Origin of the sequence: Vibrio sp. YYF0003 (assembly GCF_036350715.1) — a bacterium.
GTDB lineage: Bacteria > Pseudomonadota > Gammaproteobacteria > Enterobacterales > Vibrionaceae > Vibrio > Vibrio natriegens.
Genome location: NZ_JAZDWA010000002.1, coordinates 586230 through 607341, shown reverse-complemented (window position 1 = coordinate 607341; position 21112 = coordinate 586230). Strand labels below are relative to the sequence as shown.

The following is a 21112-nucleotide window of genomic DNA, read 5'->3' as shown; positions in this document are numbered from 1 at the left end:
TCATGAGAACAGTTGTTTGGCAATCACTGAGTGAGAATCAACAAGATTCGATTTTAGAGCGTCCAGCCATCGCAGAAGGCGCAAACATTACTGCTGCGGTTGCAGAGGTTATTGCGAAAGTACGTAGCGAAGGTGATGCTGCACTTGTAGAACTTACGGAAAAGTTTGACCGCGTAAAGCCAGAATCAATTCGTGTTTCTGCTAAAGAAATTGACGCAGCTGCAAATCGTCTTTCTGAGAAGATGAAAAGCGCGTTGAATCAAGCTTATAACAATATTGCTAAGTTCCACAAAGCGCAAAAGCCTCAGCCAATTAAAGTTGAGACTCAACCGGGCGTAATGTGTGAGCAAGTGACTCGTCCAATCCAAAAAGTCGGTTTGTACATCCCGGGTGGCAGCGCGCCATTGCCATCAACCGTTTTGATGCTTGGTGTACCAGCAAAAATTGCAGGTTGTCGCAAAGTGGTGCTTTGTTCTCCTCCGCCAATTGCTGATGAAATCCTGTACGTTGCAAAACTTTGCGGTATCGATGAAGTATACAATGTGGGTGGTGGTCAAGCGGTTGCAGCGATGGCTTACGGAACGGAAACGGTTTCTAAAGTTGATAAGATTTTCGGTCCGGGCAATGCGTATGTTACAGAGGCAAAACGCCAGGTAAGTAACGATTTCCGTGGTGCAGCGATTGATATGCCTGCTGGTCCGTCTGAAGTGTTGGTGCTTGCTGATGATACGGCTGATGCTGACTTTATTGCTGCTGACCTACTTAGCCAGGCAGAGCACGGTCCTGATTCTCAAGTTGTACTGGTTACTCCTTCAGCAATCATTGCGGATCAAGTAACGGATGCCGTACAACGTCAACTGAAACAGCTTTCGCGTGCTGATATCGCACAAAAGGCACTTGCATCAAGTTTGATCATTATCGCTGAATCCCTGACTCAGGCGGTTTCTATCTCGAACTACTACGGCCCAGAGCACTTAATTGTTCAAACCAAAAACCCGCGTGAGTTGCTGCCTCTGCTTGATAACGCAGGCTCAATTTTCTTAGGTGACTGGTCGCCTGAATCTGCGGGTGACTACGCGTCAGGTACGAACCACGTGCTTCCAACGTATGGTTACACTCGCACATATTCTAGCCTGGGCTTAGCGGATTTCTCGAAGCGTATGACCGTTCAAGAACTCTCTGCTGAAGGCCTGAAAAACCTGGCTCCTACGGTTGTCACTATGGCGGAAGCGGAAGGTCTGGATGCACACAAACGTGCAGTAACTATTCGTGTAGAAAAACTGGCAGCGAAGTAAGAAGGAAACATTGAGATGGAAAAGCTAGCGCGTAAACAAGTCCAGGAATTAACTCCTTACTTATCGGCTCGCCGTATTGGTGGAACGGGTGATGTGTGGCTGAATGCAAACGAATCCCCATTTGATAATGAATACAAAACCGATTTTGCTCGTCTTAATCGCTACAGCGAGTGTCAGCCAAAAGAACTGATTGCGGCATACGCGGCTTACGCTGGCGTAAAACCAGAGCAGACACTGACGTCTCGTGGTGCTGATGAAGGTATTGAGCTACTTGTTCGTGCTTTTTGTGAACCTGGCGAAGATGCCATTCTTTACTGTCCGCCAACTTACGGTATGTACTCAATCAGTGCAGAAACCATTGGTGTCGAGCGTAAGACCGTGCCACTTAATTCAGATTGGCAACTGGATCTGGCGGGTATTGAAGCGAATCTCGATAACGTGAAGCTGGTGTTTGTTTGCTCTCCAAATAACCCTACCGGCAATTTAGTTAAGCGTGAGGATATTGTTGCGCTGCTTGAAATGACGAAAGATCGTGCGATCGTTGTTATGGATGAAGCGTACATCGATTTTTGTCCTGAAGCCTCAACGGTAGATTTGCTGGAGCAATACCCGAACTTAGCGATCCTGCGTACGTTATCGAAAGCATTTGCACTTGCTGGTCTGCGCTGTGGATTTACGCTTGCAAACGAAGAGCTGATTAATGTACTTCTTAAAGTTATCGCACCTTATCCGGTACCCGTTCCGGTTGCAGACATCGCGAAGCAAGCATTATCGGAAGCCGGTTTGGCTCGCGCTAAGTTTCAGGTTCTGGACCTCAACGCCAACCGAGCTTACCTGCAAGTTGGTTTGTCTATGATTCCTGGGCTCGAAGTGTTCGAAGGCTGGGGGAACTATTTGCTGGTGAAATTCCCAGATGGTGACGCTCTGTTTAAAGCTGCATGGGATACAGGCATTATTTTACGTAACTCGCCGATTGAAAACTGTGTGCGCATCAGTATCGGCAATCGCGAAGAGTGTGAAAAGACACTTGGATTTATTCGAAACTACTATTCGTAAAGCCGTAAAGTTACTTTGCTCTCACACTTGAGTGAGAGCCAACCAAGATTAGCAATAAGGATGTTCTAGTGAGCAAACAACAAAAAATCCTTTTTATTGACCGTGATGGCACACTGATTGTTGAGCCACCGATTGATTTCCAAGTAGACCGCCTCGACAAGTTGAAGTTAGAGCCATACGTAATTCCAAGCTTGCTTGCTTTACAAGACGCAGGTTACCGTTTAGTCATGGTGACTAACCAAGATGGTTTGGGTACAGATAGCTACCCACAAGACGACTTTGATGCGCCACACAACATGATGATGGAGATTTTTGAATCTCAAGGCGTGAAGTTTGATGACGTTCTTATCTGTCCACACTTTGACGAAGATAACTGTTCTTGCCGCAAGCCTAAGCTAGGTATGGTGAAAGAATACCTTCAGGGTGGCAAAGTGGACTTCCAGAATTCGGTTGTGATTGGCGACCGAGCGACAGACCTTCAGCTTGCTGAGAATATGGCCATCCGTGGTATTCAATACAACCCAGAGACCATGGGTTGGAAGCAAATCCTGAAAGATCTGACGGTAAAAGCACGTGTTGCTGAAGTTATTCGTACCACCAAAGAAACGGACATCAGAGTTGCCGTGAATCTTGATGAGCAAGGCGGTAACGATATTTCAACGGGGTTGGGGTTCTTTGATCACATGCTTGATCAAATCGCAACTCACGGTGGTTTCCAGATGGTATGCAAAGTAGAGGGCGATCTTCACATCGATGATCACCACACTATTGAAGATACCGCGCTTGCACTTGGACAAGCACTAAAAGAAGCACTAGGCGATAAACGTGGTATTGGCCGCTTTGGTTTTAGCTTACCGATGGATGAGTGTTTGGCTCAATGTGCATTAGATTTATCAGGCCGTCCATTCCTTAAATTCGACGCGGAATTTGGCCGTGAGCAAGTGGGCGACTTATCGACAGAAATGGTTGTGCACTTCTTCCGCTCATTGACTGATACATTAGCATGTACGCTGCACCTGTCTTCTGCTGGTGACAATGATCACCACATCATTGAAAGTTTGTTTAAAGCCTTCGGCCGAACGTTGCGTCAGGCGATCAAAGTAGAAGGTAACGAGCTGCCAAGTAGTAAAGGCGTTCTTTAAGGTCACACCTTAAAGTATTAATAGGAGATGAGTACAGTGACAGAACAGAAAGTTGTGATTATTGATACTGGCTGTGCCAACGTTTCTTCGGTGAGATTTGCCATTGAGCGCCTTGGCTACACAGTAACTGTTTCAAAAGATCCTCAAGTTGTCTTGGCGGCGGATAAGCTTTTCTTACCTGGCGTAGGTACAGCAAGTGAAGCGATGAAAAACCTGGAGGAGCGCGATCTAATCGAGCTGGTGAAAAAGGTCGAAAAGCCGCTTCTTGGCATTTGTCTGGGCATGCAACTATTGGGTAAGGTTTCTCAAGAGAAAGGCCAAAAAGCCGATGAGCTGGTTGAATGTCTGGGTCTTTGTGATGGCGAAGTGAAATTGCTTCAAACGGGCGATTTACCACTGCCACACATGGGATGGAATACGGTTACTGCGAAACCGGGTAACCCATTGTTTAAAGGCATCGAAGAGGGTGAGTACTTCTACTTTGTACACAGCTTTGCGATGCCAGTCGGAGATTACACCATTGCTGAGTGTAATTACGGCAATCCGTTCACCGCAGCAGTACAGAGCGGCAACTACTACGGAGTGCAATTCCACCCTGAGCGTTCTTCAAAAGCGGGCGCGAAGCTTATTCAAAACTTCTTAGAATTATAAAAAGGAATTTAGTGTGATTATTCCAGCTCTTGATTTAATTGAAGGACAGGTGGTTCGCCTTTACCAAGGTGATTACGGACAAGTAACTGAATACAAAGTGGATCCAGCAGAGCAGTTCAACCTGTATCATCAAGCGGGTGCAAATTGGCTGCATTTGGTTGACTTAACAGGTGCAAAAGACACCTCTGCGCGACAGCTCGATCTGATTGCAAAACTATTAGCAAGCACGCCAGCCAACATTCAGATTGGTGGTGGCGTTCGCGTTGAACAGGACGTTGTGGATCTGTTAGAAGCAGGCGCTCAGCGTGTTGTAGTAGGCTCTACCGCCGTTAAACAGCCAGAGTTAGTAAAAGGCTGGATGGAAAAATACGGAGCAGAAAGAATCGTTCTGGCGCTGGATATCAACATCGATCAGGATGGTACACGTAAAGTTGCTATCTCTGGTTGGCAGGAAGACTCCGGCGTAACCATTGAAGCATTGATTGATGACTACCTTACAGTTGGTCTGAAGCACGTGCTATGTACGGACATTTCCCGTGACGGCACACTTGAAGGCTCTAATGTTGAGTTATACGTGGATCTTTGTAAGCAATACCCACAAGTTCAGTTTCAATCGTCAGGTGGTATTGGCTCACTGGCCGACATTGAAGCCCTGAAAGGTAGCGGAGTGGCAGGTGTCATTGTTGGCCGCGCGTTACTTGATGGCAAATTCACCGCAGAGGAGGCATTCACATGTTGGCAAAGCGAATAATCCCATGTCTTGATGTACGTGATGGTCAGGTGGTGAAAGGGGTACAGTTTCGTAACCACGAAATCATCGGTGACATTGTTCCTCTTGCGCAGCGCTACGCGGAAGAAGGCGCTGACGAGTTGGTGTTTTACGATATTACCGCGTCTAGCGATGGTCGTGTGGTCGATAAGAGCTGGGTGAAGCGCGTAGCTGAAGTCATCGATATTCCTTTCTGTGTAGCAGGCGGCATTAAATCAGCAGAAGATGCAGCGCGTATTCTGGAGTTTGGTGCTGATAAAGTTTCGATCAACTCTCCGGCTCTCGCGAATCCACAACTGATTACAGATCTGGCTGATAAGTTTGGTGTTCAATGTATTGTGGTTGGTATCGACTCATACTATGACAAGGACACGGGCAAATATCAGGTTTACCAGTTCACTGGTGATGAAGAGCGTACAAAAGCGACAAAATGGGAAACGCGTGACTGGGTACAAGAAGTGCAAAAGCGCGGCGCTGGTGAAATCGTTCTGAATATGATGAACCAAGATGGCGTCCGCAACGGTTACGACATTGAACAGCTCAATATGGTTCGTGAAGTGTGTAAGGTGCCTCTGATTGCTTCAGGTGGTGCGGGTGCAATGGAGCACTTTGCAGAAGCTTACCAAAAAGCGAATGTTGACGGCGCATTAGCAGCGTCAGTATTCCATAAACAAGTCATCAATATTGGCGAGTTGAAACAGTATTTAAAACAGCAAGGTATAGAGGTACGAGTATGAGTTTTGCAGCCGCCGAAGTAAGTTCGCTACAAGAGCGAATCAACTGGGAGAAGGTGGATGGTCTGGTACCTGCTATCGTCCAAGACTTCCAGTCCAGCCAAGTGCTGATGATGGGTTACATGAATCAGGACGCGCTAGTAAAAACGGGCGAAACTGGTCAGGTGACATTTTTCTCTCGCACCAAAGAGCGTTTGTGGACGAAAGGCGAAACCTCGGGCAATGTTCTTCAGTTGGTGAACATTTCACTGGATTGTGACAATGACACCTTATTGGTCAAAGTGAATCCGATTGGTCCAACTTGCCACACTGGCACTACAACGTGCTGGGATGGAGACCCGCAAGAAGAGTCGCAAATGGTGTGGCTTCATCAACTTGAGCAGCTACTGGCTGCCCGCAAGGACGCCGACCCAGAGTCCTCTTATACCGCCAGTCTTTATGCCCGTGGCACCAAGCGTATTTCGCAGAAAGTGGGCGAAGAGGGCGTTGAAGTCGCGCTTGCGGCAACGTCGGGTGACAAGGCGGAACTAGTGTGCGAATCGGCGGATTTGATTTATCACTTGATGGTCCTGCTGCAAGACCAAGGTCTGTCTATGAACGACGTAGTGAATAAGCTTAAAGAGCGCCACAAGTAACTTTGCTTATCATTCACACGAAAAAGGCTTCCAACAGGAAGCCTTTTGTCTATCAGCAAGTATTTGGATTAACCACAACACTTCTTAAATTTCTTACCGCTGCCACAAATACATGGGTCATTACGGCCAACTTTCAGGCTACTTACTGGCTGGTTCAGACGAGGATCTGGTTCTTCTTCATCTTGTGGGAAGGTTCCGTCAATGTAGTACCAAAGGCCACTCTCTTTGACAAAGCGTGAACGCTCACTCAGGCAGTAGCGTTTACCTTCTTCATTGAAGTAGGCGTTGAATTCAACAACCCCTTCATTTTCATTGCTGCCTGCTTCAGCTCTTATTACTTCAAGTTGGCACCAGTCACTATCGATAGATTGTGCAATGCCTGCGCGCTGATCTTCAGCATGACAACTCGGGTGATAAGTCGCGACAACATAATCCACTAACCCTAAAACATGAGCACTGTAGCGTGAGCGCATTAACTGCTCTGGTGTTTCTACATTTTTGTGATTGCTATGAGCAATTTCACAACACTGTTGATATGGGAGATTAGAGCCGCATGGGCAGGTAGAAGACATAAAAAGAAATCTCTATTTGATTAAATAGGCTCACGTCGGTGAGATAGGTAGGATTATACACCCGAACGACGTTATCAGAAGATGAAATGCTTAAGAACTTTGGGAAAGGAGTTCCTGAGCCCAGACGGTAGACTGGTTAAATGCTTCGACAAGTTGCTCTTCTGTGAGCTTTAGAGCCGTGCAATATTTCTCAACTCGCTCCCAGTTTGCTTGTTCATAAGCGATAGTCATCGACAGTAAGTAACCCAATACACCTTTGTGGCTTGTGAGCGCTAATTTGATATCGTCGTCCACAGGAATATCGTTAATCACATCGCTCAGGGGTTGGTCGAGCAGTGAGTCTAGCAGCGAAAACATTCCCGTTAGAAAGGCTTGTCCCGGATCATATTTGGTTCTCATCAAGCTCAGCAATAACTCACACATTCGAGCGCGTTGGATTGCAAGCGTATAGAGAGAGTCTGGCTTGTCATCTTGAACTGAAGCGATGGCAACGAGTGAGATGAACCGTCGCAGGCGATCTTCACCCAAGTAAATCAGAGCTTGTCTGAAGGACTTAATTTTGGTCGCGAGTGTGTATCCGGAATTGACGTAAGTCAGTAGCTTGTATGAAAGCGTAATGTCGATTGAAAACAGACGTTCCACTTCATCAAAGTTGATGGGCTTATCCGCAATCTCTTTACACAACTGGATAACTGCCAAAAATGACGGTTTCAGCTGCTTTTTCTTGATCATTTCAGGTTTACTGAAGAAGTAGCCCTGAAAGTAGTTGAATCCTGCTTCTAAGGTCTGTTCAAACTCTTCATAGGTCTCCACTTTCTCGGCAAGAAATTCGATGTTGTAGTGACGAAGGGTTTGAATAAAAATTGCTGCTTTTTCTATCGGCACCAGGCGAATATCAAACTTGATGATCGAGACGTAGGGAAGAAATTGCTTCCAAGCCTTGGTTGGTACGAAATCATCCAGTGCGATTTTGTACCCGCATTCATGCAAATATTTAATCGCTTTAAGCAGTTCTTCTGTCGGCTCACAATCTTCTAAGACCTCAATAACTAATGAGTCTTTAGGAAATAAAGTGGGAACCAAATTGATCAGACTCTGCTGGGGGAAGTTAACAAACCCCAGCTTGTTACCTAATGTATTGTAATGCGTCGATAGAAAATGATCAGACAGCAATCGACTAGTAGCCAGCTCGGGTTCTACTTCAGGGAAGGTATTTTTGGGGCCGTCGCGAAAGAGAAGTTCATAACCAATGGTTCGCTTTTCTCTATCTAGAATTGGTTGGCGAGCTACGTAAGAATACTTCAATTAGGTACTTCATTCTGCTTAACTGAGTCATAGGATGATAACAATTTTTGATAAAATATCTATGCTTTAAGTCCGAATATTGTAAGCTCTTAACAGGTTTTGCGTAATTTATGAGTTGAAAGGCCTTGTTTCCAGAAGAAAGCCGTCAGAATTTACTTGTAAAACTGAGCCTTGCGTATACCAGTCACCTAAAACTATGCGTGTTTTCTTAACCCCGTTGACGTCGAAATGGTGTGTATCTGGACGATGTGTGTGACCATGAATCATCAGGTCGACGCAATATTGAGACATCACGTTTTCTACTTCGCTTTGGTTAACATCCATGATGTCCAAAGATTTGTTGCTTTTATCATCTCGAATATCAGATTGAACTTTGGCGACGATTTTTTTCTTTATAAACCAAGGGATATGGTTGAAGACCCATTGCAACCATGGTTGGTGAACGGTTTTGCGAAATTTCTGATAGTCAACATCGTCTGTACATAGCGTATCGCCATGTAAGATCACCGCTTTTTTGCCATAAAGATCAATAGTACAAACATCATCAAGAAGCGTAATCCCCGTTTGTTTGCAAAAACGTTTTCCTAACAGGAAATCACGGTTGCCTTGAATAAAGAAGACACGAACACCGCTGTCGGTAAGCGTTTTAAATTCGGTCCGAATTTGGTTTGCGAAAGGCGTTTTGTCGTCGTCACCGACCCAAAACTCGAAAAGATCGCCTAATACGTATAAAGCGTCGGCTTTTGGGGCTTCTGTGCGCATAAACGTCACAAAACACTCTGTAATGTCAGGGCGTGACGGCGTAAGGTGCAGGTCTGATATAAATAATGTTGTCATAGAAATAAGGGGAGGCGATGCCTCCCCATTCAATTAAGTCTAGGGTCTGTTGACCTTTCGAGCTGATTTTTGCAGCAATTTGTGGGTTCTTTATACAAGGCAGTGGCTTTGAAATGTAGTTACTCTACCTGATAAGCCGCTAACACAGTAGAAAGGAGCCACAAATGCTGCCCGAAGGGTTCGGCTAAAAGCGTTTTACTCTTTGTTGAGAGGTGTTTTACTTAGAATGACTAAGCTACAAACCTCTCGCCGCGATTAAAACGCTTTTATCTCGAACAAAATTTAACTGCGACAGGTCAACAGACCCTATATAATAATTCGTAAGAATTACTCTTCGATTGTTGTACCAGTGATTACCACGTCTTCTAGTGGTACGTCTTGGTGCATGCCGTAAGAACCAGTGCTAACGCCTTTGATTTGGTTAACTACGTCCATACCTTCTACAACTTCACCGAATACACAGTAACCCCAACCGTCTAGGCTTTCGCTACGGAAGTCTAGGAATGTGTTGTTGTTTACGTTGATGAAGAACTGAGAGCTTGCTGAGTGCGGCTCCATAGTACGTGCCATAGCAAGAGTACCTACTTTGTTGCTAAGGCCGTTGTTTGCTTCATTTTTGATCGGTGCACGTGTTGCTTTTTCACGTAGACCTGATTCCATGCCGCCACCTTGAACCATGAAACCATCAATAACACGGTGGAATAGAGTGTTGTCGTAAAAACCGTCGCGGCAGTACTGTAGGAAGTTTGCGCTTGTTTCTGGCGCTTTCTCTTCGTTTAGTTGAATCTTGATGTCACCAAAATTAGTGTGAAGGGTGATCATGCTACTGTCCTTTACTGTGTTGTATTGAGCCCGAGATTCTAGCCTAAGTTACAACGCTTTAAAAACTCAGGAAGAAGAAATTAATCGTTTTGTGCTTGAAGTTTAGCCGATTATCGTTTTATCGGTTAATTCCTATTACCTAATAAGGTCGGAGTTGTTATACTCGGCCTTCTTGTAATCATTCACAATCATAGATAGAGATCATGTTAAAGATATATAACACACTCACAAGACAGAAAGAGGAATTCAAACCAATTACAGCCGGAAAAGTTGGCATGTATGTCTGTGGAGTTACCATCTACGATCTCTGTCACATCGGCCACGGTCGTACTTTTGTGTCTTTTGACGTTGTTTCTCGCTACCTGCGTTACTTGGGTTACGATCTTACATTTGTTCGCAATATCACTGATATCGACGATAAGATCATTAAGCGTGCAGCAGAAAACGGTGAATCTTGTGATTCATTGACTGAGCGCCTGATTGGCGAAATGCATGCTGATTTCGATGCGCTAAATATGAAGCGCCCGGACGTTGAGCCTCGCGCTACGCAGTTCATCACAGAAATCATCGAGTTGGTTGAAAAGCTGATTGAACGTGGCTTTGCGTATGTTGCGGATAACGGCGACGTCATGTTTGAAGTAGGCAAGTTTGACGAATACGGTAAACTGTCTAAACAAGACTTGGATCAGCTTCAGGCTGGTGCTCGTGTTGATATCGAAACAGCAAAACGCAGCCCACTAGATTTCGTACTTTGGAAAATGTCTAAGCCAGGCGAACCAACTTGGGAATCTCCATGGGGCCCTGGCCGTCCAGGTTGGCACATTGAATGTTCTGCAATGAACTCGTCAATTCTTGGTAACCACTTCGATATCCACGGCGGCGGTTCTGACCTTCAGTTCCCTCACCATGAGAATGAGATCGCTCAGTCTTGCTGTGCACACGATACTAAGTACGTGAACACTTGGATGCACAGTGGCATGGTGATGGTCGATCGCGAGAAAATGTCTAAGTCTCTGGGCAATTTCTTCACCATCCGTGACGTTCTAGGTCACTACGATGCGGAAACAGTACGCTACTTCCTGATGTCTGGTCACTACCGTAGCCAGTTAAACTACAGCGAAGATAACCTAAACCAAGCGCGTGCTTCACTTGAGCGTTTATACACGTCGCTACGTGGTCTTGATTTAAAAGCAGCACCAGCTGGTGGTGAAGAGTACGTTTCTCGCTTTACTAACGCGATGAATGATGATTTCAACACGCCTGAAGCTTACTCTGTACTGTTTGATATGGCGCGTGAAGTGAACCGTCTGAAGACAGAAAGCATTGAGAAAGCGAGCGAACTTGGCGCATTAATGCGGGAGCTTGCTGATGTTATCGGTATTCTTTATCAAGATCCTGAAGCCTTCCTGAAAGGTGACGCAGGTAATGATGATGAAGTGGCAGAAATTGAAGCGTTGATCAAACTGCGTAACGACTCTCGTGCGTCTAAAGATTGGGCAAACGCAGATATGGCTCGCGATAAGCTAACCGAAATGGGCATCGTGCTGGAAGATGGTCCAGAAGGCACAACTTGGCGTCGTAAGTAATTGAATTTTCTTTTTTAAAGGGCTGATAATTCAGCCCTTTTATTTTCTACTTCTATAATTTTAACTTCAGGTAATGCTCTGTGGCTCAGATGTATTTCTACTACTCTGCGATGAATGCGGGTAAATCAACGACTCTTCTTCAATCTTCTTTTAACTACCAAGAACGTGGCATGACGCCAGTGATATTTACGGCAGCACTTGATGACCGCTACGGTGTGGGCAAAGTAAGCTCACGAATTGGTCTACAGTCAGACGCTCATCTTTTTGGCCAGGATACCAATTTATATCAGGAAATTGCTGCTCTAAACGAGGTTGAAAAGCGACATTGTATTCTTGTTGATGAGTGCCAGTTCTTAACCAAAGAGCAGGTATATCAACTGACAGAAGTGGTAGATAAGTTACATATCCCAGTACTTTGTTACGGCCTTAGAACCGATTTTCTTGGTGAACTTTTTGAAGGCAGCAAGTACCTGTTATCGTGGGCGGACAAGTTGGTAGAACTTAAGACGATTTGTCACTGTGGCCGCAAAGCGAATATGGTGATTCGTACCGATGAGCATGGTGTAGCCATTAAAGAGGGCGACCAAGTCGCGATTGGCGGTAATGAACGCTATGTTTCGGTTTGTCGTCAGCATTACAAAGAAGCGTTAGGGAAATAGTCCTGATTTGCTAAACGCATACCAAAAAGCCACCAAAATCGGTGGCTTTTTTGCGATTTGGCGTTATTCAATTATGCGAAGTTAAAACCGAAACGTTGCAGTAATGCCTGATAAGACGACTCGACATTTTCCGGAATGACTTGCTCAGTCTGAAAACCTTTTTCAGGGTAGGTTTTGACGCGAGAATAGTCTTCCATCAGTGCTTCTAACACCATCATCAACGGCATGTCTTCATTAATGTACTCGAAGAACGGATGTGCAGTGGAGCTCACTTGAAGTTGAGAATAGGGTGATTGCCATTGTTTCTCGAATGTAGCGATGGCTCGACGCTCCATAAATGGTTTTTGCACCAAAATCACTGAGTCACACAAAATACCGCTGTTTTCGAGTAGCTGATGAGTAAAGCGTACGTTTTCACCACTATTTGTTGATTGGGTTTCTAACAATATTGCATCGCCAGGGACACCTGCCGCTTGCGCTATTTCTGCGAAAGTTTCAGCTTCACTTTTGTCAAACAAACCATCTGTAAATCGCCCTTTACCGCCAGAGAACACAATGAGTGGTGCAAGTTTCTGCTGATAAAGCTTTGCAGCATGTTCTGCGACACGAAGGTCATTACTGCACATGACTAATAAGCAATCCGCTGGTTTTAGCTGATGCTTAAGTTGCATGTAATCCCAGAGTGTTTCGATATGTTGATAAAGCTTCATAGTGCATCCAGCGTTGAGTTAAATTGAAATTGATAACCGAGCGAAACGAGCTTATCTGCGACAATGCGCTTGTCGGCATCTTCTGTCACTGGAGGCAGAGAAAGCTCCGCGCCACTCTTAGTGATTGCAGCCTGATAGAACTCGGCTTTGCTGACGGTATTGGGTGTTGTCACGTTAACAATTTCATTATCAATGTGTTCCAGTGCAAATTTTGTAGCGGCAACCGCATCTTTTTGATGAAGCATGTTTGCAGGGGCTTTGCGGCTAACTTGTTTGAGTCGCGCAGCAAAGCGAGCTGGGTTTCTGTCCGGGCCAATCAACCCGCTACATCTTAAAATGGCATAGTGAATACCAGAGTCGATGACAGACTGCTCCGCCTGCAACATGATCTGCGCGTTTTCAGAAAAATGAGGATGGTTTTGTGCCAGTTTCAGCGAGGCGGAATCTTCATTCATGTCAGACGGCAAATTAGGGTAGACCGTCGTGGAACTGATCATCACTAACTTTTCAATTTCTTGCTGCTTTGCGGTTTCAACTAAGGTTGCCCATTGCTGAGCATACTCTTGACCACCACCTTTTCTAAATCCTGGGGGAAACGCACCGACGATGTGCTTGATTTGATACCGCTGGATAAGCTCTGGCAATTTTATTTCTGCGTGTGGTTGAGTGAGATCGAGGATCTCAGCGTTCATGAGTGTCGATGGTAATTCATCCAACCTTTCCTGGCTGCGGCGAGTCACTACAACAGTCTGTCCTTCGTCTACTAACGCTTGGGCGAGTGGTGTGCCTAGCCAGCCTGCACCTACAATCAATGTGTTTGCCATATGTCTCTTCCCGACTAAATTAAAATTGTTAAACAGAGTTATGCGCGTTGTATTGTTCACTGAAGCAAGGGAGGGGATACCTTATCAGGTGTCTAATCTGGTATCGATGTACGTTATTGATTGCAATAGTCAAACTTCAGTGTATTAGAAATAAGTGTAAACCTATTGGGAAAATATGTGAATGCCATCAATGATGATGGCACTTTATAGGAGGAAAGGTGATTGATATTTGTACGGTCAAACTAGCGCTGTTACGGTTTCAGACCGCTTTTGACGGCTTGAACGCTAATCATGCAGCCATTTACGCTTAGATTAGCTTGCTGCTAGTACTCGTAAGATTTTTTCTGCGTGTTCTGCGACCTCGATACCTTCGTCAGTTAAATAGCCACCATCAGGCTGTGTGCAGAGTTTTTTCTCATACAGACGAGCAATGGCAGTTTGCGTTTCTTCGGACGCATCTTTGTGAACTTTAATGCCCGTTGCCGCGCTGCTTAAATCGAACTGAAGAAGTAGATTCAATTCGGCCATGTGTTCCGCTGAATATTTCATAAATAATTCCTTTGCGCTTTTTTATCCAAGCTAGTCTCAAAAACCAACTAGAGCAACACAAAACCGCGAGAAGTGTTAACTGTATTGCTATCAGGCTGATATAACGTGGGATTTTTGTTCGAAAGAAAATATTCTTGTCACATATCAATGACAGTAAAAATTTGTCATTTTAGTGTCCCAGATTTGGTGATAAACATCCCGCAAACAATATTTTTAGTTAACACTACAAATACCCCTTGAAAAAGTGTGAAAATCGCGCGATTATCGCCGCCTCCTTAATTGTTTCTAAATGTTACGCCACCATGAATTTCAATCAGTTTGACTCATTATTACCGCCGCAAGCTGCTGAACGCGCTGCCGAAGTTGGTGTAGGTAAAGCGACTAAAGCACCTGTTAAATCCTTTTTACTTGCCATCTCCGCAGGGCTTCATATTGGTATTGCATTCATTTTCTATACTACCGTAACAACGGGTGCAGGCGACTTACCTTGGGGCATGACGCGTTTAATTGGTGGTCTTGCGTTTAGTCTTGGATTGATCCTTGTGGTGGTCACAGGCGGTGAGCTTTTCACCAGCTCGGTGTTGACACTGGTAGCGCGCGCCAGTGGAAAAATTTCCTGGAAGGCGTTAGTTAAAAACTGGTTTGTAGTTTACTTTGGTAACATGGCTGGTGCCGCTATGCTGGTGGCTTGTATGCTGGTCAGCAAGCAGTATATGTTTGATGGCGGGCAGGTCGGCTTAAATGCCATGGCTATTTCCCAGCATAAATTACATCACGGTTTCTTCGCGGCAGTCGCCCTAGGCATTATGTGTAACGTTTTAGTGTGTATTGCTGTCTGGATGACATTCAGTGGACGCACCTTAACCGATAAGATTGCGGTAATGATCCTACCCGTTGCCATGTTTGTGTCAGCAGGTTTTGAGCACTGTATTGCGAACATGTTCCAGGTTCCAATGGCGATTGGGATTAAATACTTTGCTCCAGAAGCGTTCTGGCAAATGACTGGCGCAGATATTGCGAATTACGCGGATTTGAACATGACAGGCTTCATTCTCAACAACCTGATCCCTGTTACGTTAGGGAATATTATCGGTGGCGGTGTGTTTGTCGGTATGTGGTATTGGATGATTTACCTGCGTGATGAAGACAAGCACCTGAGATAATCAGTGATCTTTTCCATTTCAGATTAGTAAAAAGGCGAGCTCAAATGGCTCGCCTTTCTCTTGTCTGTTGTCTTGTGTCTGCTCTCTTTAAACCTATGCAGCTATACCAACTCTTCGTTAATCCCAAACTCGATCGGCACCCAGTGTGACGTCATTTCATTTGGTACCTGAACCAGCCACTCCAGCGGCGTGTCAGACAACAATTCATCATACTTTTCAGAGACCATTAATACATCCATGATAGTTGCTCCTTTATGCTACTTCCTGCACTCTAAAACTAGAGTATTTCAGCTAAGTGATCAATTTATGACCGTTACGTTTCGGAAAAACCTTTTTCCAGACAACCTGTTATGTTTCTGATTGCGTATGTTTTTTCATTGCTTATCCACATTTTCTGTGGATAACCTGTCTTAAAGATCGTGTGTATCTATCTGACTGTAGAAAATATTATAAAATTAAACGGTTATATGCGAGTAAGTCGAGCTTATTTTGTAGAACTTTTTTGCTCAATTTTTACTCTAATTCGGCCTTCTTTGGTTTGCACGCTGCTCAATGTCATTTCTAGGGTGATAACCACAGATATATTTAACATGACGAAAATCGCTAACATGATCACCAATTGATACTTTATCGCGACCAGAGGGCTTGCTCCTCCTAAGATCTGCCCTGTCATCATCCCTGGAAGCGTGACAAGGCCAGTTGCAGTCATTGACGCTAAGATTGGGGCCATGGATTTTCTTAGCGCCTCTTGAACAAAGGGAAATGAAGCGTATTTAGGAGATGCACCAAGTGAAATAGCGGCTTCGTACTCTGTCTTACGTTCTTCAAAGGCGGTAAAGAGGTTTTGTAGCGCGATGATGTTGCTGCTTAAGCTATTACCCAACAACATACCTGCCAGAGGAATCATGTATTGGGCACTGTAAAGAGGAGTCGGTTGAACTAAACCTACCGTCATGGCAATCAGAAGCGGGCATAGACCGCAAACAAGCCCTGTGATCAAAGGCAGCATCAATGGTTTTTTAGGTAAGTGAGCTTTACCCGCAATCGTACTTGCACCAACCACAATCATGACAGCTATCCATAGCACGTTGATCAGTAAACTATTTAGGTGGAAGAGGTACTCTAAGTAAACGCCTATCAGGATCAGCTGCACTGTCATACGAAGAACACTGATCGTAGTGTCTTTCGCAATTCCCAATTTGTAGCGATAGTTAATTGCCAGTGGGATGAGTAAAATCAAGCTGAATAACGCCAGTTTTATCCAGCTAATATCTACTACGCTGTCCATCAATTCTCCTAAGTTCTCGTCTTTACCCTTTCTATATTAACTCATATTTTTCGAATGACTTTAAATGCGAGTTAAAGCCTCCTTTATAAATCATTTCTTATCAATTTGTTTACATTATTTGGTTTTTCTTCGCTATGAAAATGCATTTTTCCCGTAATGTTAAACGTGAAAATGTTATTTGTGTTTTTATATTGTTACCAATTTAACGTTTATTTAAAAGACTTATTTTTTCATATCTGTTCATGTTTTTTAATAAATAATATCAATCCCACACATCTCCGTTCGAACTCAAAAAAGTGTTGAATAACAAGGGTTGAAGGGCGTTATTTGATTGAACCCTACTATTAATATGGACTAACATTTTCGGTTATAAATTGTAAAAAACTTAAGCTCTATTTCCTGAGCTTTTCAATAACACTAAATACAAAGTAGGCAAATGTATGAGAGATGTTAATAATATTGAGTGCAGTGAAAAACGCTCCCTTGAATGGAAGTCGTTTTTCTTTATCGCGGTTGTTCTCTTTCCAATTTTAAGTGTGGGTTTCGTTGGCGGTTACGGATTCATCGTATGGATGTTGCAGGTGTTCTTCTTTGGACCTCCTGGTGCGCACGGTATGTAAGCCGTTGAGCTCATAACCACACTTTTGAAAAGATTTTAAGAGAGCAAATAATGAAATCATTAATCATTAAACTGTGGCGTACGATGACACGCCCTGCCGTGCATATCAGCCTTGGTGTGCTAACTATGGGTGGCTTTATCGCAGGCGTTATTTTCTGGGGTGGCTTCAACACAGCGTTAGAAGCGACCAACACGGAAGAGTTCTGTATCAGCTGTCACACCATGCGCGACAACGTTTATGTTGAACTGCAAGACACGGTTCACTGGAAAAACCACTCGGGTGTACGTGCGACTTGTCCTGATTGTCACGTTCCACATAAATGGACAGATAAAATCGCTCGTAAGATGCAGGCTTCTAAAGAAGTGTTTGCACAAGTATTTGGTAACTACGATGAAGAAGGGGTGTTTGAAGAGCGCCGTATCGAGTTAGCCAAACATGAATGGGATCGTTTTTCTGCGAACAAATCTCTTGAATGTAAAAACTGCCACAACTACGACTCGATGGACTTCGACCAGATGTCTCCGACCGCGCGTATTCAAATGAAACAAGCCGCAGAGAAAGATCAAAGCTGTGTCGACTGCCACAAAGGCATTGCGCACAACTTACCTGCTGGTATGGATAGCATCGGCGGTATTGTCGGCGATCTGGAACAAATGACATCAAACACGGATTACGCAGTAGGTCAGCAGCTAGTCAGCATTCGTCATCTTCCACTTTACTTTGATGAACAAGGCACTAAAGAAGCGGGTCTTCTGAACCCGGCATCGACCGTAAAAGTGATCGAAGAAAAAGGCGACTTTGTTGAAATCGAAATCGATGGCTGGCGTAAAGCGAAAGGCTTTGGTCGCGTAATCCAAGAAGATTTCGGTAAGAACATTGCGACTGCATCTCTGCTAAAAGAAGCGTCTACCGACAGCAACATGGTGACGACAGGTGAAAAACGTGTTGACGAACTCACTGGTCTCCCATGGGAAAAAGTGACAGCAAAAGCTTGGCTGAAGAAAGAGTCGGCGTTGAACGATATCAATCCAGTATGGGAAAAATCTCGTGAAGCGTACAAAACCAACTGTTCTGTATGTCACACGCAACCTGCTGAAGCGCACTTCGACGCGAACACCTGGCCAGGTATGTTCGACGGTATGTTAGCGTTCGTGAACCTGGATACGGACAGCGAAGCGCTTATCTTGAAATATCTACAGAAGCACTCTTCAGATTATGCTGAAGGCCACCACTAATAAGCGTCGGATTGGAGAATTTTAAATGGCTATTACACGAAGAAGTTTTCTTAAAGGCGTAGCAACGACAAGTGCCGCGTCAGTTATCGGTCCAAGCTTATTAGCGTCAGCTTCAGCAAAAGCCGCGGAATCGACAGGTACCTGGAAAGTGCAGGGCTCGCACTGGGGCGCTTTCCGCGCTCATATCTACGCGGGTAAGGTTCAGGAGATCAAACCACTAGAGCTTGATAAGAACCCGACAGAGATGCTGAACGGCATCAAAGGCATCATTTACAGCCCTTCGCGTGTTCGTTACCCAATGGTTCGTCTGGATTGGCTCAAAAAGCACAAGTACAGCGCAGATACTCGCGGGAACAACCGTTTTATCCGTGTAACGTGGGATGAAGCGCTGGATCTGTTCTACCGTGAGTTAGAACGTGTACAGAAAGAATACGGTCCTTGGGCGTTACACGCTGGCCAAACTGGCTGGAACCAAACGGGTGCGTTCAATAACTGTACGGCACACATGCAACGTGCAGTGGGCATGCATGGTAACTTCATTACGAAAGTTGGCGACTACTCGACAGGTGCGGGTCAAACCATCATGCCTTACGTACTCGGTTCAACAGAAGTTTATGCACAAGGTACCTCTTGGTCTGAAATCCTAGAGAACTCAGACAACATTGTTCTGTGGGCGAACGATCCAGTGAAAAACCTTCAGGTAGGTTGGAACTGTGAAACGCACGAATCTTTCAAGTATCTAGAACAGCTAAAAGAGAAAGTCGCGAAAGGTGAGATCAACGTTCTGTCTGTTGACCCGGTGAAGAACAAAACTCAGCGCTACCTAGAGAACGATCACCTGTACATCAACCCGATGACCGACGTAGCGTTCATGCTGGCTGTTGCACACGTGCTGTACAACGAAGAGCTCTACGATAAGAAGTTCATTGAGACTTACTGTCTGGGCTTTGAAGAGTTCATTCAATACGTTCAGGGTCAAACCAAAGATAAGACGGAAAAGACTCCTGAGTGGGCGGCATCAATTTGTGGCGTGAAGGCGGACAAGATTCGCGAATTCGCCCGCATGTTGGTGAATGGTCGTACGCAAATCTTGATGGGCTGGTGTATTCAGCGTCAGGAACACGGCGAGCAACCTTATTGGGCGGCTGCGGTTGTTGCGGCAATGGTAGGTCAGATTGGTCTACCGGGCGGCGGTATCTCTTATGGTCACCACTACTCAAGTATCGGTGTTCCATCAACGGGTTTCGCAGGCCCTGGCGGTTTCCCGCGTAACCTTGACCAGGGTATGAAGCCGAAGTGGGATAACAACGATTTCAACGGCTACAGTCGTACTATCCCGGTAGCGCGTTGGATTGATGCTATTCTCGAGCCAGGTAAAGAGATCAATTACAACGGCGGCAAAGTTAAACTGCCAGATTTCAAAATGATGGTTATCTCGGGTTGTAACCCATGGCACCATCACCAAGATCGCAACCGCATGAAGAAAGCGTTCAAGAAGCTACAAACGGTTGTGACCATTGAATTTGCGTGGACGGCAACTTGTCGTTTCTCTGATATCGTATTGCCAGCTTGTACTCAGTGGGAGCGTAACGATATCGACGTTTATGGCTCATACTCAAGCCGTGGTTTGGTAGCGATGCACCGTTTGGTTGATCCACTGTTCCAATCTAAACCTGACTTCCAGATCATGAGTGAACTGACACAACGCTTTGGCCGCCGTGAAGAGTACACTCGTGGTATGAGTGAGATGGAATGGATCGAAAGCCTGTACAACGATTGTAAGAAAGCCAATGAAGGTAAATTCGAAATGCCAGAGTTCAACGAATTCTGGGAGAAGAGTGTACTGGACTTTGGTGAAGGCAAACCTTGGGTTCGTCACGCGGATTTCCGTAAAGATCCAGAGTTGAATCCACTGGGTACGCCATCTGGTTTCATCGAGATTACCTCTCGTAAGATCGGCCGTTACGGTTACGAACATTGCCAAGAGCACCCAATGTGGTTCGAAAAATCAGAACGTTCACACGGTGGTCCGGGTTCAGACAAATACCCATTCTGGTTGCAGTCTTGTCACCCAGACAAGCGCTTGCACTCACAAATGTGTGAATCTGAAGAGTTCCGCGCCACTTACGCGGTGCAAGGTCGTGAGCCTGTTTACATCAACCCGGTTGATGCAAAAGCGAAAGGCATTAAAGATGGTGACCTGGTGCGTGTATTTAACGATCGTGGTCAGCTTTTGGCGGGTGCGGTTCTGACCGATAGTTACCCACGTGGCGTTGTTCGTATCGAAGAAGGTGCCTGGTATGGTCCTCTCAATGAGAAAGAAGGCGCTATCTGTACGTACGGTGACCCTAACACGCTAACGCAAGACATCGGTTCGTCTGAGCTTGCACAGGCTACTTCTGCGAACACTTGTATCGTCGACTTTGAGAAGTTTACAGGTAAAGTGCCGCCGGTCACATCATTCGGTGGTCCAATCGAAGTTGCTTAATACAAGCACAAGTACAAAATCCAATACCAGCCTTCGGGCTGGTATTTTTTTAGCAGAATTTTGGGGAGCGTTATCTCAATAATTATGTTTCACTAAGAGCTAAGGTGTATTCGTGAGGCAACTAACGATTTACGCTTCTAAACCGTAGGATAATGGTGACCGTACCTAAACG

22 protein-coding genes are annotated in these 21112 nt (G+C 45.1%); 13 read left to right on the top strand and 9 right to left on the bottom strand.

The features are described from left to right. The first annotated feature begins 2 nt into the window (after window positions 1-2). From hisD to hisIE, 7 genes are all read left to right on the top strand, one after another. A complete protein-coding gene (gene hisD / locus V1U08_RS09255; protein ID WP_330470458.1) occupies window positions 3-1295 on the top strand; it encodes a histidinol dehydrogenase in 1293 nt (430 codons plus the stop codon). A 15-nt stretch (window positions 1296-1310) separates the two neighbouring features. After that, window positions 1311-2351, top strand: coding sequence for a histidinol-phosphate transaminase (hisC, locus tag V1U08_RS09250; protein ID WP_330470457.1), 1041 nt, complete (start codon window positions 1311-1313; stop codon window positions 2349-2351). 68 nt (window positions 2352-2419) lie between these two features. After that, the gene (gene hisB / locus V1U08_RS09245) at window positions 2420-3493 is read left to right on the top strand and encodes a bifunctional histidinol-phosphatase/imidazoleglycerol-phosphate dehydratase HisB (RefSeq protein ID WP_014231489.1); all 1074 of its coding nucleotides are present in this window, start codon (window positions 2420-2422) and stop codon (window positions 3491-3493) included. Between the two features lie 36 nt (window positions 3494-3529). After that, complete coding sequence (hisH, locus tag V1U08_RS09240; RefSeq protein WP_020332950.1) at window positions 3530-4144, top strand: imidazole glycerol phosphate synthase subunit HisH; 615 nt, start codon at window positions 3530-3532, stop codon at window positions 4142-4144. A 13-nt stretch (window positions 4145-4157) separates the two neighbouring features. After that, window positions 4158-4895: a 1-(5-phosphoribosyl)-5-[(5-phosphoribosylamino)methylideneamino]imidazole-4-carboxamide isomerase gene (hisA, locus tag V1U08_RS09235; protein ID WP_014231491.1), complete on the top strand. Its 738-nt coding sequence runs from the start codon at window positions 4158-4160 to the stop codon at window positions 4893-4895. Beyond that, entirely contained in the window at window positions 4877-5650 is a 774-nt protein-coding gene (gene hisF, locus V1U08_RS09230) for an imidazole glycerol phosphate synthase subunit HisF (protein WP_014231492.1), read from the top strand. The genes hisA and hisF overlap by 19 nt, the downstream gene beginning before the upstream one ends. After that, window positions 5647-6282 carry a bifunctional phosphoribosyl-AMP cyclohydrolase/phosphoribosyl-ATP diphosphatase HisIE gene (gene hisIE / locus V1U08_RS09225; RefSeq protein WP_014231493.1) on the top strand — a complete coding sequence of 212 codons (636 nt, stop codon included), beginning with the start codon at window positions 5647-5649 and terminating at the stop codon, window positions 6280-6282. The genes hisF and hisIE overlap by 4 nt, the downstream gene beginning before the upstream one ends. 68 nt (window positions 6283-6350) lie before the next feature. On the opposite strand, the gene V1U08_RS09220 is transcribed toward hisIE, so the two are convergent. The 4 genes from V1U08_RS09220 to V1U08_RS09205 all read right to left on the bottom strand — a co-directional run bounded on the left by V1U08_RS09220 (window position 6351) and on the right by V1U08_RS09205 (window position 9818). Beyond that, window positions 6351-6854: a YchJ family protein gene (locus V1U08_RS09220; RefSeq protein ID WP_330470456.1), complete on the bottom strand. Its 504-nt coding sequence runs from the start codon at window positions 6852-6854 to the stop codon at window positions 6351-6353. A gap of 90 nt (window positions 6855-6944) precedes the next feature. Beyond that, complete coding sequence (locus V1U08_RS09215) at window positions 6945-8159, bottom strand: EAL and HDOD domain-containing protein (RefSeq protein WP_014231495.1); 1215 nt, start codon at window positions 8157-8159, stop codon at window positions 6945-6947. Between the two features lie 108 nt (window positions 8160-8267). Further along, complete coding sequence (gene lpxH / locus V1U08_RS09210) at window positions 8268-8996, bottom strand: UDP-2,3-diacylglucosamine diphosphatase (protein ID WP_330470455.1); 729 nt, start codon at window positions 8994-8996, stop codon at window positions 8268-8270. A gap of 327 nt (window positions 8997-9323) precedes the next feature. Continuing rightward, window positions 9324-9818, bottom strand: a complete 495-nt coding sequence (locus V1U08_RS09205) for a peptidylprolyl isomerase (protein ID WP_020332956.1) — start codon at window positions 9816-9818, stop codon at window positions 9324-9326. Window positions 9819-10021: 203 nt separating this feature from the next. On the opposite strand from V1U08_RS09205, the gene cysS reads away from it, so the two are divergent. Both cysS and V1U08_RS09195 read left to right on the top strand, forming a co-directional pair. Beyond that, a complete protein-coding gene (cysS, locus tag V1U08_RS09200; RefSeq protein WP_065296655.1) occupies window positions 10022-11404 on the top strand; it encodes a cysteine--tRNA ligase in 1383 nt (460 codons plus the stop codon). Between the two features lie 80 nt (window positions 11405-11484). Continuing rightward, a complete protein-coding gene (locus tag V1U08_RS09195) occupies window positions 11485-12063 on the top strand; it encodes a thymidine kinase (protein ID WP_065296656.1) in 579 nt (192 codons plus the stop codon). Between the two features lie 71 nt (window positions 12064-12134). Here the strand turns inward: V1U08_RS09195 and V1U08_RS09190 are convergent, their stop codons facing one another. The 3 genes from V1U08_RS09190 to V1U08_RS09180 form a co-directional block, all read right to left on the bottom strand. Continuing rightward, entirely contained in the window at window positions 12135-12773 is a 639-nt protein-coding gene (locus V1U08_RS09190; RefSeq protein WP_020332957.1) for a YdcF family protein, read from the bottom strand. Beyond that, a complete protein-coding gene (locus tag V1U08_RS09185) occupies window positions 12770-13597 on the bottom strand; it encodes an NAD-dependent epimerase/dehydratase family protein (protein ID WP_330470454.1) in 828 nt (275 codons plus the stop codon). The genes V1U08_RS09190 and V1U08_RS09185 overlap by 4 nt, the downstream gene beginning before the upstream one ends. Before the next feature lie 312 nt (window positions 13598-13909). Beyond that, on the bottom strand, window positions 13910-14146 hold the full coding sequence (locus tag V1U08_RS09180) for a TIGR02647 family protein (protein WP_014231502.1): 237 nt from the start codon (window positions 14144-14146) through the stop codon (window positions 13910-13912). A 302-nt stretch (window positions 14147-14448) separates the two neighbouring features. On the opposite strand from V1U08_RS09180, the gene focA reads away from it, so the two are divergent. After that, complete coding sequence (gene focA / locus V1U08_RS09175; protein WP_014231503.1) at window positions 14449-15309, top strand: formate transporter FocA; 861 nt, start codon at window positions 14449-14451, stop codon at window positions 15307-15309. A gap of 101 nt (window positions 15310-15410) precedes the next feature. Here focA and V1U08_RS09170 read toward each other — a convergent pair whose 3' ends face one another. Together V1U08_RS09170 and V1U08_RS09165 are read right to left on the bottom strand one after the other, a co-directional pair. Next, window positions 15411-15548, bottom strand: coding sequence for a hypothetical protein (locus V1U08_RS09170; RefSeq protein ID WP_014231504.1), 138 nt, complete (start codon window positions 15546-15548; stop codon window positions 15411-15413). A gap of 245 nt (window positions 15549-15793) precedes the next feature. Continuing rightward, window positions 15794-16597, bottom strand: a complete 804-nt coding sequence (locus tag V1U08_RS09165; protein ID WP_014231505.1) for an ABC transporter permease — start codon at window positions 16595-16597, stop codon at window positions 15794-15796. A gap of 440 nt (window positions 16598-17037) precedes the next feature. Between V1U08_RS09165 and torE the strand changes: the two genes are divergently transcribed. From torE to torA, 3 genes are read left to right on the top strand one after another with little or no spacing between them, the layout of a single operon-like run. Further along, window positions 17038-17217 (top strand): trimethylamine N-oxide reductase system protein TorE, encoded by a 180-nt coding sequence (gene torE, locus V1U08_RS09160; RefSeq protein ID WP_020332959.1) that lies wholly within the window; start codon window positions 17038-17040, stop codon window positions 17215-17217. 50 nt (window positions 17218-17267) lie between these two features. After that, entirely contained in the window at window positions 17268-18452 is a 1185-nt protein-coding gene (torC, locus tag V1U08_RS09155) for a pentaheme c-type cytochrome TorC (RefSeq protein WP_330470453.1), read from the top strand. 25 nt (window positions 18453-18477) lie between these two features. Next, a complete protein-coding gene (torA, locus tag V1U08_RS09150; protein WP_330470452.1) occupies window positions 18478-20940 on the top strand; it encodes a trimethylamine-N-oxide reductase TorA in 2463 nt (820 codons plus the stop codon). The last annotated feature ends 172 nt before the right edge of the window (window positions 20941-21112 follow it).